Origin of the sequence: Sphingobacterium sp. HMA12, from assembly GCF_002933815.1 — a bacterium.
Lineage (GTDB): Bacteria > Bacteroidota > Bacteroidia > Sphingobacteriales > Sphingobacteriaceae > Sphingobacterium.
Genome location: NZ_BEYR01000006.1, coordinates 309,600 through 323,868, shown reverse-complemented (window position 1 = coordinate 323,868; position 14,269 = coordinate 309,600). Strand labels below are relative to the sequence as shown.

The window sequence follows — 14,269 nt, the reverse complement described above, 5'->3', positions numbered from 1 at the left end:
AATCGTGTGCGGGGATTTTTGTTAAAAACGTTACATAAAAAGCGGTGGCGAATGAATATATTCGCTGATAGACCATTGAATTTATAGGAGATACAAGAAATATTTTTATGGATAGTAGAAGAGATTTTATCAAAAAAGCATCCCTATTGGCCGGTATTTTTGGCTTACAGAATGCTGTTCCAGATGCGATACAACGTGCTCTGGCAATAGAACCAGTTGCCGGGAGTTCATTTTTAGATGCCGAACATATTGTTTTATTAATGCAGGAAAACCGATCCTTTGACCATAGCTTTGGTACCTTACGTGGCGTACGGGGATTTAATGATCCAAGGGCCATTCAATTGGATAGCGGAAACCCCGTATGGTTACAAGCTTCCAAATCGGGAAAGACATATTCTCCATTCCGATTGGATATTAAGAATTCAAATGCGGCCTGGACAGGAAATCTTCCCCACTCCTGGGAAAATCAAATGGCAGCTCGTAACCAGGGTAAGCACGACAATTGGATCGAAGCCAAACGTCCCGGAGGAAAGGTGCTGAGTGAGATCCCGCTGACTATGGGGTACTATACACGTGAAGATATCCCTTTCTACTATGCGATGGCCGATGCGTTTACAATTTGTGACCAACATTTTTGTTCTTCCATTACCGGAACGACTACCAATCGCCATTTTTTCTGGACAGGAACTTGTGTGCCTCATAAAGGTGCGAAACCGCTAATTCGTAATTCAGATATCTATTTTAACCGATGGGCACATTGGAAAACTTTCCCTGAGCGCCTGGAAGAAGCAGGTATTCCTTGGAAAGTATACCAGAATGAAGTCAGTATGGAGAGTGGTCTTGGTGGAGAAGAATGGTTAGGTAATTTTACGGACAATAACTTAGAGTGGTTTTCACAATACCATATTGAATTCAAGAAAAGTCACTTGGCATTTATGCGTAAGCGTGTTGCCGAACTGCCGGCGGAGATTCAGGAACTTGAAAAATCCTTGGCAAATAATGGAACCGAAAGTATACAGAAAACTCAAAATAAACTTAAGCAAAAACAGGAACAGCTTAGTAGTTATAAAAAGCAACTAGAGCGATTGACTGAACAGGCCTTTGAACGACTTCCCAAAGAACAAAAAGCATTGCATGAACGTGCTTTCCAGACCAATGAAGATGATGCATGCTATCGAGAGACGGCTTCCGTCCTACATGAAGGGGAAGAGATTACTGTTCCGAAAGGAGATGTACTCCATCAATTCCGGAAAGATGTCAAGTCAGGCGAGCTGCCTGCTGTGTCCTGGCTCGTAGCACCACAATGTTTTTCAGATCACCCGAGTGCTCCGATGTATGGTGCATGGTATGTGTCCGAAATCCTGAATATTCTGACTGAAAATCCTGAAGTGTGGAAGAAAACGATCTTTATATTGAACTACGATGAGAATGATGGTTATTTCGATCATATTCCACCGTTTGTTGCACCTAATCCGGCAGATGCACGGTCAGGAAAGACTTCCGCCGGATTGGATTATAGTGGTGAATATGTGAGTTTGGAGCAGGAACTTGCCAGTGGTGAGAAAAAGGAGCATGCCACTGAAGGACCGGTTGGTCTGGGCTATCGGGTACCTTTGATCATTGCGTCTCCTTGGAGTAAAGGCGGCTGGGTTAATTCGGAGGTCTGCGACATCACTTCGACCATTCAATTTATGGAGTATTTCTTCGACAAGAAACTTGGGAAAGATGTGAAAGAACATAATATCAGTTCGTGGCGCCGTGCCATTACCGGAGATCTGACTTCGGCATTTCGACAGGCAGAAGGCGGAACCGCTGTGAAATTGCCGTTCTTGGATCGTAATCAACAGATTTATGCGATAGATCAGGCCAAATCTAAACCCCTGCCGAATAATTTCCATGTATGGACTCCTGATGAGATGCAAGCCTTACAAAATACTGGAAAGGCTGCACAATTGGCGAGTCAGGAAAAAGGTCAGAAAAATTCCAATGCGCTGGCCTATGAGTTATATGCAACTGAATCTATGGATAAGGGCAGTGTAAAACTGACGATGTCCGCTGGGAATAAGCTATTCGGAACGAAATCCTTAAGCAGTCCTTTTAATGTGTATAGTGGACCGAGCTATAGAGATGGTGTCAGCTTTTGGCCTTTTGCGGTAATTGCTGGTGAAGAATTGAGTTTTGACTGGAATCTAGCTGACTTTAAAGATGAATATTATGATTTAACAGTATATGGGCCAAATGGATTCATGCGTAGCTTTAAAGGGAATAGGGAATCTTTGTCTGTCGCCGCAACGTATGAGATCGGTAAAAAAGGTATTCCCACAGGAAACCTGATTTTGGAAGCGCGCAATAAAGAAGATAAAGTACTTCATGTGCAGGTGAAAGACAATGCCTACAGTTCCTGGAAGAAAGATATCGTATTGGGTGCCGGTAAAACCATCCGGTGGGTTGTCGACTCTCAGAAGATTAGCGGTTGGTATGATGTTACTTTACAGATTGTGGGAAGTAGATTTGTCCGCCAATTTGCCGGTCGCGTGGAGACAGGAAGTCACTCGAAGACTGATCCACAATTGGGGTAATGAGTATATCAGCAATTGCGCGAATAGGCCAGCCCTATTCGCTATATAAAGAGAAAAGATCCCGGTTTTATTTGAACTGGGATCTTTTTCTGTTTACATCGGTTGATATTCGGTTTTTATTTTTTAATCCATTCGTCAAGCAAAGCTTTTAACTTTGGATCGCTTGGCCTTGGGCTATCTGCGGTGATGAGGTTTCCGGCTTTATCTATCAAGATATAACGTGGAATAGCGTTGACCTTGTAAGCATTGGACAGTTCATTGTCGGAACCTGCATGTAGCTGAATCCCCTTTAATTTTTTCTCTTTGACATAGGTGTCCCATTTGGGTTTGTCCTGATCGACTGAGATACCGACAAATGCCACTGGTTTTCCTTGAAACTCTTCATTTAATTTCTCCCAATGGGGTTCTTCTGCCCGGCATGGTCCACACCAGGTAGCCCACATATCAATTAAGACGACCTTGCCTTTAAGATCTGTAAGACTAGTTTTCTTACCATTGATATCTGAATAATTAAACTGAAAAGCCGGCACGCCTGTTTTCGTTTCTACCAATCGTGCTTCTACCACTTTTGCCCGTTCGGTTTGCTCAGGTAGCGTAAAATACTTTTTGTATTTCTCATTCATTTCCTGAAAGTCGCCATAAGAACGCGCTCCCTCAAGCCGCTGCAATACATATTGTCCTTTAAGCACATCCGGTCCGATTGCAGCTACTTGTTGATCAAATGTTGGTTTGGAGGAAAGATCCAGCTTACGATAGATCATATTGCTCATAAAGCGGTCGCCATACGGAAATTTTAATAATTCGGTCGTCAGATAACGATCGGCGTTGAACTGGGTATAAAAATCACTCATCTCCTCTTTGCTTGGGTGGGCTGTACGTGGCATATACAGATAAGAGATTGCATAATATGCAAAATCATAATCTACTAGTTCAGGAAAAAAGTTGTCAAAATTGGAGTTTCCTGTTTTTGCGCTCTTTTTGATGGCGTCCAGTTTTCCTTTGAATTGCTCGACTTCAGGGAAGAAATCGACATAGGTGCTCATTCCCCCGGGAGTGGTACCTTTATCGTGAAAAGTTTTTGATTCTTTGTCCCAAGCAAATAAAACCTCGTTTTCTGGACTATTTTTGCCTGTTAATTCATAATCATTTTGACTTAATTTTAGATTTAAGTCTTCATTTCCCTTGAAGTAAAAGCGGAAAAGTCCCTGCTGATTCTGGGCATTCCCGCTGCCAACAGCATACAAGCCTTCATATTCAGGCGTAAAACGAAATGCAAATCTTCCTGATGCGTCGGGAATGGATGTTGCTATTTCCTTCAACCGGCCATTCAGTACTTTAAATAATCCGACACGTTTTACTTTAGCGGGATCTGTCGTTCCGGTGATGTTACTTGGCTCTTGTGCGAATGCGACAATCGAGCAAGTCAGTGTAACGAGCAATAAAATGGTTTTTCTAATCATGATATAGAGGGTTAACTTAATTTAAATGGAATAATTTTCTTAATATCCTTAGCCTTATATAAGCTAGCATCTTTTCTTTGTATGGCCTCACGTAAGTCTTGTAGGTCTTTTTTGTCGATGTTTAGGAATGGAGATATCAGGTCTGATTTCAGTAGCTTTTCCATCCCTTTGGAAGCCTGATCAAAATCTTTCAAATAGTAATTTAATAGTATCAGCCGATAACTATCCACCGGATCCAGTGTGTTTCGTTGTGCTGCGGCTAGATATTCAGCTCGTATAGATCTCAGGATTGCCGGGTTTTTTGACTGATCTATAATGACCGGTCCGAAGGCATTGCTACGTTCGTCCCAAGTAGGGTAAAGTTTATATTCGTCAATCAGCGCAAAATAGCTGGCCGCATTTTGTGAGCCCGCATAGTAACTCGTAACAAACCCAGGTAAAAACACCTCCCATAATTTATCATTGAACGTAGGACGTATATAGGTCAACATGGTCTTTAGGCTATCCAATTGCTGCGCTGCCCCATATTGTTTACTTTTTACTTTGGCAATTGTTGAAATTTTGTTGCGGAGTAGATTTCCGCCGTATAGTTTAATCAGTTTTGGAAGATTGTTATAAGCCCAGTTATTATATTTTGTAAAGGAAGTAACGCTATTGGCCAAGAAAGCTGTCTCATTGAAGAGATCTTTTTGTTGCTCGAGATATCCTTCGAGTTCCGCAAAATCATGTTTTTCTCCGGTTTTGATAAAACGCTCGCTGTAAGCAGCGGGGAAGTCGTTGTCCAGCGTACTATTAAAGGCTAAATACTGCTGCGCTTTATTCAACCGTACGGCTTCTTTCAATAGTGGAACAAATCTGTCTACACCAAAGAAACCAGATTCGGTCATTATGGTTTTACCTTCGGGGCTTACGATGACATAGGTGGGGAAACCTGGAGCACCGTACTTACGGGCTAACTTCTTCCCGTCGGTCTCTTTCATGACATCTGTTTTGTATAAAATGTAATTAGTGCTTAGCTCCTGGGCCACTATAGGATCCGGAAATACTTGTTTATCCATCTCTGCACAGGGCATACAGCCAACAAAATAGAGATCGATTAAAATGAGTTTGTTTTCTTTTTTTGCCTGTTCCAGGCATGCTGCATAGCTGCCCTCGAAGGCTTTTTCCTGTGCGTTTGCCGTGCTTGAAAAGAATATTCCATAACAGGCAGTGATAATATAAAAAATAACCTTTTTCATATAATTTGTTTTGAAAGTTAGGGTGAGTACATTTTTTTTAGCCGACTAGATATTGACGATATTTTTGTCAACCGTAGTAACAGAAATTGACTCTTCGGCTGATCTTACTCGAATCTCATCTATCAGCGTTGGATTTTTTTTCAGCTGATCGACTGTATATTTGTCAATGCGTTGGATTAAAGTACCTGCTTTCAGACCGGCAGGATTTTCGGCAGCACCGACGGCGCCCAAAGCTTTCAGTTGCCCGGAATTATCCCAGCCAAACTGGTAATTCTTTACTAGGAAGTCCTGCGGATGAGCATGTAGTCTATTGGGGGAAAAGTAAGCCTCACTTTCGGCAAGATTGATGGTAATATTATAGCGGCTTAATAGGCGAACACCAATGGATCCATCGAAACCAGGTTGCCATTGTTCATTTCCAGCACTGCCGCCCATTAATGTCACAGGTAAACCCTGCATTGGGGGGAGGGGAGAAATGGCAAATTGGTAACTTTTGCCCGAGAAGGTGGGGGAGGAAACACCCATGCTTACGGTCGCTGCCTGCGCTTCCGGTTTAAATCCGCTGACCAGCAGCTTATTCTGACGTACAAAAGGACGGAAGCAGATCAGATCATAGGAAGCACCGGTATCGAAAACAAAATGTCCCGCATAACTCTTATGCTTGACAATCTCCAGCTGTCCAGGCAATATCATGACCCCTGCAGGCATTGTAATCGGTACCACAGTTCCCTTGCCTTTGTATTGAAAATCTCCGAAGTCGTACAATGAAAGGGTATTTTTATCGTAGTCGATATGCGTGATAAATTGGCGTATCAACGTATTGCCGATAATGCCATCGCCTTCTTTGCCCATTTCGGGAAAGATAGCAATTCCCTGTCCAGCCAGCTTAAGTGTGTCCAATAGAACACTATTGTTGTCAGATACCTGAATTTTTGTGTTGCCACCGACTACTGAAGCGTTGTTCTCACGGGTTACCTTTAGACCAATAGCATCAGCAAGCTGCTGGTTCACGGCCATTCCATCTGCTCCGGTGTCAAAAAGGAGCCTTAAAGGTTTTTCGTATGCGTTGATTTTCACCTGTAGGTAGATGGATCCGTTTTTGTTTTCAAATGGAATTACAGCTCGTAATTTGGGTTTATTTTCCCTTTTTAATCCATAAAGCTGATCAAAAAGGCTGAAGTAGATAAGCTTTCCTTCCTTGTCAACTAAGGCCTGATTGCTTGTTGTCTTGCCTTTGGCATCTGTGACCTCTATTTGCAGCAATGTTCCTCTATTTGTTTTCTTGTCTGATAGGATATGTACAGCTTTTAGTGAATAATTTTTGACAATTTGGTTTAAACGGAAGCTGGCACCTTGACCTGTATGCCCTGCTACGGAAAAATTTGGTGCGAGCTCACCGGTTATTAAAGAGGTGTCTTTTTGTTCAAAGCATGTGAGTAATTTAGCTGGGAGGATATTGTAAATTTGTCCTAATACGACAGCACTGTTTACAAGATAAAATCCTAATATGATCAATTTTTTTATAATGATATTCCACATAAAGATTAGTTGTGTGTTATTTTTTCATTAGATAATGGTGTATTAAACAACCAACTCGATGAGAGATCTGGTTGGCTGTTCAAATAGATGTTAACTTGATATAGCTATATTTAGCATTTGTTTACATGTGCCGATTCCGCGAAAAATATGCCTGTTGATTTTTCTCGAGTTATTCACGGTAAGACACATCGACGATCTTGCCAAAACCGTTATATGATTCGGTCAGCTTTGGTGTTCCTGATAAGCTAATCTCGTAGAAATCCATTTTACCACTGGTATTTGGATTGGCAGGATCGTAACTACATACCATCAGTTTCTTTGCAAAATCATTGTATCGGTTACTTCCTATATTGTAAACCAATCGTTGGAATTTAACTTTGGAAATGCGGCGGGTGCCAAGATCGACTGCAAGCCCGTGTTTTTTGTTAAACGGATCATATTGGTATACTTTGCTGCCGATCGAATAGTAGATGTAACCAAATGTTGGATCTGCAGCAATATTTTCAGCTGACTCCATTCCATATGGATTCTCAATGTCATCAACGGCTAATGGATTGAAGATAGCACCCTCATGTGTAAACCGGACTAATCTTAATTTATTGCTTGTCGGATTTTTCAATAATGCGTAGAATTGGTTTGTTGCGGTCAATACGCGTTCCATATACAACAAATCCATTTTCATCGCTTCAGGACTGAAGATTTCAGGATCACTGGAGCCTGGGATCAACAAGGTATAATTTGTACTATTGTGAATTAAAAAACGTTGGTTCTTTTCATCGTACACAACTGCATAAGCCACTGAACTTCTATAGTTCACTGCAATAAATTTGGAAATCTTTAATCTGATACCGGCATTTAAGCGATTAATTGTTGAGCCATAAACCATGTTTTGTGTTACATTTTGATGCATAAGAACTCCCTCGTCGTCTAGTATGTAAACTGGATCTCCGCCTCTACCCATTGGTTGTATTATTTCAGCATGAAAGCCTGTTGAAGTTGTACGAAAGATTTCTTTTTTCAGATTTCGAAAATCTGTCCAGGTATTTTCCTGATTGTTAAAACTCACGGTCGTTTTGTCTGTACCAACATAGACCCTATGGGCATATTTATTTGTTAAAGCATCTCTATCATTTAAATACATCACTAATTTTGGAGTTCCTTCCAGATCAATCCTTGCGAAATTTTTAAGAATATCCTGATAGAGATCATATTTGAATGTTGTTTGATTGTAGTTTAACATGTCTAGCCGAGATTTGCCATCAATATCATTCAGGACAAGCCAGCCATCGCTCAGTTCAGAGGTTACGTTGATTTTGGTGACAAATTCTGTTATCGTATTATCTGTTTTACTTGTGACCCTCAGGTGTAGCAGGTACTTCGCTGGGGACAAGCTTATTATGGTATCTAGTGCTAATTTGTGTCCCAGAACTTTCTTTTTTTCTGCATTTAAAATAGCAACGCTTGGGTTGATCGTATACCATTCGTAAGTATAATGGTTCGGGTCTACTTTTTCTCCACTGATCAGCGCCAAATTAGGTTTGATCTGAAATGGTTTCTGATTATACGCGAGATAGGACGTGTCTATTCCGCTGATTTTTAAACTGTCAAAATTAGAATAGGTATAATTCCCGAGATCTTTTTGACAAGATTGAAATACATTCAATATACAAATGCAAAGTATCGTAATAAATAGTAATCTTTTCATATTGAGTTTACATTATTGGACATAAATCCCTAATTCCATAGGTTTCCCATCTTCATCCATAATCGGATTCCCAGAAGCCGTCTGTTCATCCAAATAAGATTTCATTCCATAAGACCAAGCGAAAATACTAGCCACAGAAGGTGCATAAGTAGGAGCGGTGAGTTCTTCAAGGCTCAAATCATATCGTTCGATTAATAGTTTAAATTTCAATCCAGAGAACTTTCCAAGATACCCAATGATTAACGATGCATAGGAAGACCTGGCCGGATTCCAGAAATCAGGGACACCTGGTATGTCATTGGCTTCTAATAAAAATCGGGTAAAGTAGGCTGTATATTTATTGGTTCCAGTACCGATCTCCTGACTATTCATCGACGTGGAAAAGTTGTCATTTGACTCCAGTTTAAATAGCAAGTTTAGATTTTCCTTTTTTAATTCAGCGTTGCGGAGCAAGCGGATGTGCAAGGTGTCACTGACCTGACCTGATTTAATGGTGAAATTATCATTGACAATATCATAATCACGACCTTTTACTAGGGTTGACGCTGGGTCTATCAGCAGTTTATAAGGTCTGTCTTGGTTTGATTTACCTCCTGTCGTCATAACGATAAGGGGAAAAATCGCTTCTGTGATTTCAGGATCTACATAACCAAAAGAATACACGCCGTAATCTACTGGGATATAGGTGCCATTGCTTAATTTGTTTTCAAAATAAATATTGTTTTGTCCGGAATATGTTTCAAGACTACTTTTCTTGCAACTTATGCATACACCGATAGCTAATAGGCAAGAAATTATTAATTTTAATGTTTTCATGATCGTTACCTTGGGTCAGTTTCAGATTGTGGAATTGGAAATGTATAGTTTTCTACTGCCACAGCTTTGTTTGTTGTGGTTGCTCCATTGATCGTCCTGTTATCATTGCGTTTGTAGTAATACCATAGCTGGCCTTCACCGTAAAATTCTTTACGATATTCTTTCTTGATATTATCAAGCAATCCTGTTGAGCTGGCAAGAATATCGCAATTTCTATTTTTGCGCAGTTCATTTAAATAGGCTAATGCTTTTGTTTGATCAGTTTCGCATTCGGATGCGATTAAATACATCTCGCTGATACGCATGCCGGGGACGGTATATCTAAAGTTTCGATTATTATCTGAGGGAATATCTGCGTATTTTAAGAAGACAGGGTAGGACTTCCCACCGTTGGAACGCCAATTGGAAGCGTATCTAAAATCATTTTCCCAATTTTCATAAACCACGTTAATAAATCTGTTGGTTGTCCCTGCGCTGAGAATATTTTTATCTTCGAGTGCGGGGCTAAACAGTTCATCATAGTTTTTATATAATTTCGGGCTTTCAAATGCCAGTAATAGCTCCATACTAAATACGCGATTGATTTGAGACAGTACACTCAAGTCGGCTGCTTGTATCCATGGAAACTTGGATTTTGCGGCAATAACCGCTTCGGCTGATTTCAAGGCATCTTGTTTGTTTCCCGCCCATAAGTTTGCTCTCGCTTCCAGACCTTTGGCAGCAAAATAGTTAAAATGATAATTTCTGAATTGAAGGAAAGGTTTGGATCCTAATTGCACCTCCCCGAATGTTTGGTCCACTCTTCCCATATTTAGGACAGGGTCATACTTGAGCAACAGCTCCGATGATTTTTTCAAATCCGCTAAAATATTGGCCATGACTTCCGTACTCTTAAAAAAAGGAGCTGCCTTATAGGTTGTATTGGTGTAATAGGGAATTGTTTGTGCCTCTTTATCAACTGAAAATGCTGGTGCGAACATCCGGAGTATATCCAGATAAAGATAAGCTCGAGCCGTTAGGGCTTCACCCTCCATCAACCCTTTCGTTTGGGTGTCTAAAACATGACCATAGGTGTCTAAATTCTCTAAGAATCTATTGATATTGGTAATATTGACATACAGATTGGTCCAAATGCCATCCAATTGGGCTTTGACATCCTTGTCTCCGTAATTGAAACTGTTGAGCAGCTGACGTTTTTTGTCATGGGCCCCCGAAATGTAATAGGTCTGCGCGAGTAGATCCAGTGTTTCCAGGTTTAGCATCCGGCCATACAAATTATCTCCGCTGATGCTTAAATAAATGCCATTTAAGGCATCATGAAATCCTTGTGGCGTTTTAAAAACCTCTTCTTCAATAAATTTATCTTCCGGTTTGACATCTAACCATTTATTGCAACTAGTCAGTCCAAGGCTAATTGTAAGTATAGTGATCGTAATTATGTTTTTCATCTTATTTAAAGGTTGCGTTGAGACTAAACGAAACGGATCGAGAAAAAGGATATGCTATCCCGCGTTCCCTTCGTACAGTTGAGCTATAGAATATATCATTCAATATACTGTTGATCCTTACAGTAGAGAGATTTAAACGGTCTAACCAAGTTTTGTTTCTAAACTCATAACCAAAGCTGATACTTTCGCCACTGAACGAATTTTCACGTTGTATAAATCTGGATGACATTGGTGTTATGTCTGTGATACTTATTCCTCTGAATTGGGCGATGTCTCCTGGATTTTGCCAACGATCGTATAATGCACGTTTATCTTGATTGTTTTTTACAATTTCTTCTTCGGACATATTCTCGACTTTATCATACAAAGCATTATTGAAATTGTCTTTACGAAGGATGTAACGCACCAGGACATTGGTAGTAAAACCTTTATATGAAAGTGTGCCTCTCAATATACCTTCGGCGAGTGGTTGAGCATTGCCAACTGCAACTAAATCATCGGCGTTATAATTAAATGTCTGTTCGCCAGCTTTTGTCAAGAATACTTCCCGACCGGAAGAAGGGTCTATTCCTTGAGACTGAACAGCCCATAGCGTATTTGGACTATAACCGTCTCGATATCGGATGAGGGCATTGCTCTGTTTCATTTCGTTATTCAGTGCGCTCAATTTATTGTCAAAATGCGCATACTTGGCTTTTAACATGGAACCTGTTAATCCAAACGTCACTATGAACTGATTTTGCGGTCTATAAATAGGAGAGTAATTGATTGTCGCTTCAAGTCCTTTGTAATCCAGCGTTCCGGCATTAAATGGATAAGCTGATAATCCGGTCGAAGAGGGTAGGGTGACAGCTACCACCAATGGATCGGTGAATTTGTCGTAGGCATTGATCTGAAAATTCAGTTTATTATTAAATAATGTCGCGTCTACACCCACGCTGGTCTGTCTGGTTCGTTGCCATTCCAAATCTGGAGCACCCAGTGCAGATAAGACAATACCCTGCCCAAATCGGTTTACATCTGAATTATAGTCAAATATCGATTGACTTACATTCCCAAAGTTTTGATTACCTGTAATACCGATGTTTGCTCTCACGCGTAGCATGTTAATCCAGTTAGCTGTTTTTGCAAAGCGCTCATTGTGTATATTCCAGCTTGTACCAAAGGAGTAATAGGGAGAAAATAAGTTGTTGGAACCAAAACTAGTGGAACCATCGAGATTATAGTTTATGTCAAAATTGAAACGTTGGTCATAAGAATAATTGATGGAACCGAGTATTGAAGTTCGACGTGAAATTCTCGTGCTTGCAGAAGGTTTGGAGTCCTGTTCAAAACCAAAAGCAAAACTAGGATTTCCATTACTCGCTGCAGGAAACCCTACTGCCTTATAGCCATTGAGCCGGTTTTGAGATTCGCTTATTTCTCCGCGAAGGTTTGCTGTAATTGTATGTTTATCTTGTAAAACTTTTGAGTACGTTAACATGGCATTTGCGGTATATCCAAAGGTGGAGGATTCTCTATGCGCCAAGGATCCCTTTTTGCGGTTTTCAACACCTTCAAAGGAAGAATGTAAAGGAGAAAGGAAATTATCTGTATTTGTCATACCCTTACTAATCTGTCCGCTCGCTGTTAACCGAAGTGCCGTATTGAAATCATATGTCATCATCAGATTATTGTTGATAACATAGTTTTTTGTCGTATTAAAACTTGAAAGATTGGCATCGTATATCGGGTTAAATACGTTCCATGAATAGTTTGAGGTGCGGGCATCCTCTTTATAGGTTAGAAATTTTTCAGCGGCAGATAGAGGTCTGTAATACGGATTTGTATTTGCCCATGTGGAGAAACTGCCATAGGGCGATTCGTTACCAGTATATCCCGTAACAAAGGCCCGATTGGCAATATTTAATTTCCCCGCACGGTAATTTAGATTCAGGTTTGCGGACCAATCGTCACGACCTGAACCTTTCATGGAGCCCTTTGTATTTTTGTAATTGACACCGGCATCAAATACGAGAGCACCTTCTCCACCACGCGCACTCAAAGAATGTCTATGGGAAAAACCTGTCTGAACAGGGATCTTTAACCAATAGGTGTCAACTCCACTTAATACTTCCTGAAGTCGGGCATTATAGATACTGTCGAGCAGGATCTGTTGTTCAATTAAATTACTTTTGGCGGTATAGCGTCCTGACAAGCGCTCAAATTCTAGTTTTTCAGGAGCATTCATCATGTTGTAACTGGAAAGGTCGGGAATTTGAGCTTGCATATCCGTCGTATAGGAGAGCATAATCTTTCCCGCTTTGGGTTTGATCGTTTCGACAACAATAACACCGTTGGAAGCTCTCGATCCATAAATCGCAGTAGAAGCAGCATCCTTTAGAATCGTGACATTTTGAATGATATTCATGTCAAGATCCATGATTGTCCTTAAATTTGTTTCAAAACCATCTAAGATGAATAACGGTTGATTGGGGTCTATTGAAAATTCATCGCGAAGAGCGGATGTCGAAATACTCGTTTGTCCACGTAGTTCGATTGTGGGTAGCATATTGGGGTTTGATCCCAGGGCATTGTTTTCAATCTGAATAAAAGATGGATCAAGTGCTCTTAAGCCAGCAATTACGTTTTGATTGTTAACCATCTTAAGTTCTTGGCCAGTAAATGATGCCGTTGCACCGGAGAAGCTTTCCTTTTTACGTGTCATCATACCTGTTACGACAACTTCTTCGACTTTGGATTCAATCTTTTTTAACTTTACCATTAGCAGATGGCCGCTAAATTTTGCCGAGAATTCATAAGGTTCGTAGCCTATTGAAGTGACAATAATGGTTTCTCCTGCGGCGGTTAAGGGGAGATTGAAAGATCCATCCATAGCAGACACAACTGCTTTTTTTGTATCGGATTTTAGGCGTAGTGTAGCGCCGGAAATTGGCTTACCGTCTTCATCTACAACTCTCCCCGCGATAGCTTGCTGTATAGCATTTATCTGACTAGGAAGGACAAACGACAAAGTATTGCTTTTCTTGTGGCTATCCATCAATTCTCTCCTGATAACTACCGTTTTATCAAAGAAATCGTAAGATAGATTAGCTTTATTAAAAATAATATTCAGCACTTGTTTGAACGGTGCTTCCTTTATATCGGCAGATAAATCAATGATCTGGTTTATTTCATTTTTCTTGTAAAAAAATGAATAACCACTTTGTTTTTCAAGGTTTTTCAAGATTGATTCCAAACTTGATTTCTGCTTTTTTAAGCTAACCTGTTGGGCATAGGTGTGTGCATCCACTTGTGACAGACCTAAACCGATCAGTAGGGTGATTAAGTTGATCCTCATGAGAGATCTGGATAAGGGGCGCGCAAAAAGAGGTTTTTGTTTTTCATAAATTCGTTGCACACCGGATGCTACATCAGCATCCAAATGAAACGAATGAAAATCTTTCTCCTTCTTAGTGAACGGAGTTAAGGTAAATTTCATTAA

Annotated in this window: 8 protein-coding genes; 1 reads left to right on the top strand and 7 read right to left on the bottom strand. The window is 40.5% G+C overall.

The window, feature by feature from the left end; all coding sequences use genetic code 11:
- Window positions 1–107: 107 nt before the first annotated feature.
- Window positions 108–2,579, top strand: coding sequence for a phosphocholine-specific phospholipase C (locus tag HMAT_RS24085; RefSeq protein WP_104385377.1), 2,472 nt, complete (start codon window positions 108–110; stop codon window positions 2,577–2,579).
- Between the two features lie 116 nt (window positions 2,580–2,695).
- Here the strand turns inward: HMAT_RS24085 and HMAT_RS24080 are convergent, their stop codons facing one another.
- The 7 genes from HMAT_RS24080 to HMAT_RS24050 all read right to left on the bottom strand — a co-directional run bounded on the left by HMAT_RS24080 (window position 2,696) and on the right by HMAT_RS24050 (window position 14,266).
- Window positions 2,696–4,039 carry a TlpA disulfide reductase family protein gene (locus HMAT_RS24080; RefSeq protein ID WP_104385376.1) on the bottom strand — a complete coding sequence of 448 codons (1,344 nt, stop codon included), beginning with the start codon at window positions 4,037–4,039 and terminating at the stop codon, window positions 2,696–2,698.
- A gap of 11 nt (window positions 4,040–4,050) precedes the next feature.
- Entirely contained in the window at window positions 4,051–5,277 is a 1,227-nt protein-coding gene (locus HMAT_RS24075; RefSeq protein ID WP_104385375.1) for a thioredoxin family protein, read from the bottom strand.
- Window positions 5,278–5,322: 45 nt separating this feature from the next.
- Window positions 5,323–6,816 carry a retropepsin-like aspartic protease gene (locus tag HMAT_RS24070; protein ID WP_104385374.1) on the bottom strand — a complete coding sequence of 498 codons (1,494 nt, stop codon included), beginning with the start codon at window positions 6,814–6,816 and terminating at the stop codon, window positions 5,323–5,325.
- A gap of 169 nt (window positions 6,817–6,985) precedes the next feature.
- Window positions 6,986–8,521 carry a PKD-like family lipoprotein gene (locus tag HMAT_RS24065; protein ID WP_104385373.1) on the bottom strand — a complete coding sequence of 512 codons (1,536 nt, stop codon included), beginning with the start codon at window positions 8,519–8,521 and terminating at the stop codon, window positions 6,986–6,988.
- Between the two features lie 12 nt (window positions 8,522–8,533).
- Window positions 8,534–9,337, bottom strand: coding sequence for a DUF4843 domain-containing protein (locus tag HMAT_RS24060; RefSeq protein WP_104385372.1), 804 nt, complete (start codon window positions 9,335–9,337; stop codon window positions 8,534–8,536).
- A gap of 5 nt (window positions 9,338–9,342) precedes the next feature.
- Window positions 9,343–10,785: a RagB/SusD family nutrient uptake outer membrane protein gene (locus tag HMAT_RS24055; RefSeq protein WP_104385371.1), complete on the bottom strand. Its 1,443-nt coding sequence runs from the start codon at window positions 10,783–10,785 to the stop codon at window positions 9,343–9,345.
- A 1-nt stretch (window position 10,786) separates the two neighbouring features.
- The gene (locus tag HMAT_RS24050; protein WP_104385370.1) at window positions 10,787–14,266 is read right to left on the bottom strand and encodes a SusC/RagA family TonB-linked outer membrane protein; all 3,480 of its coding nucleotides are present in this window, start codon (window positions 14,264–14,266) and stop codon (window positions 10,787–10,789) included.
- Window positions 14,267–14,269 lie beyond the last annotated feature (3 nt).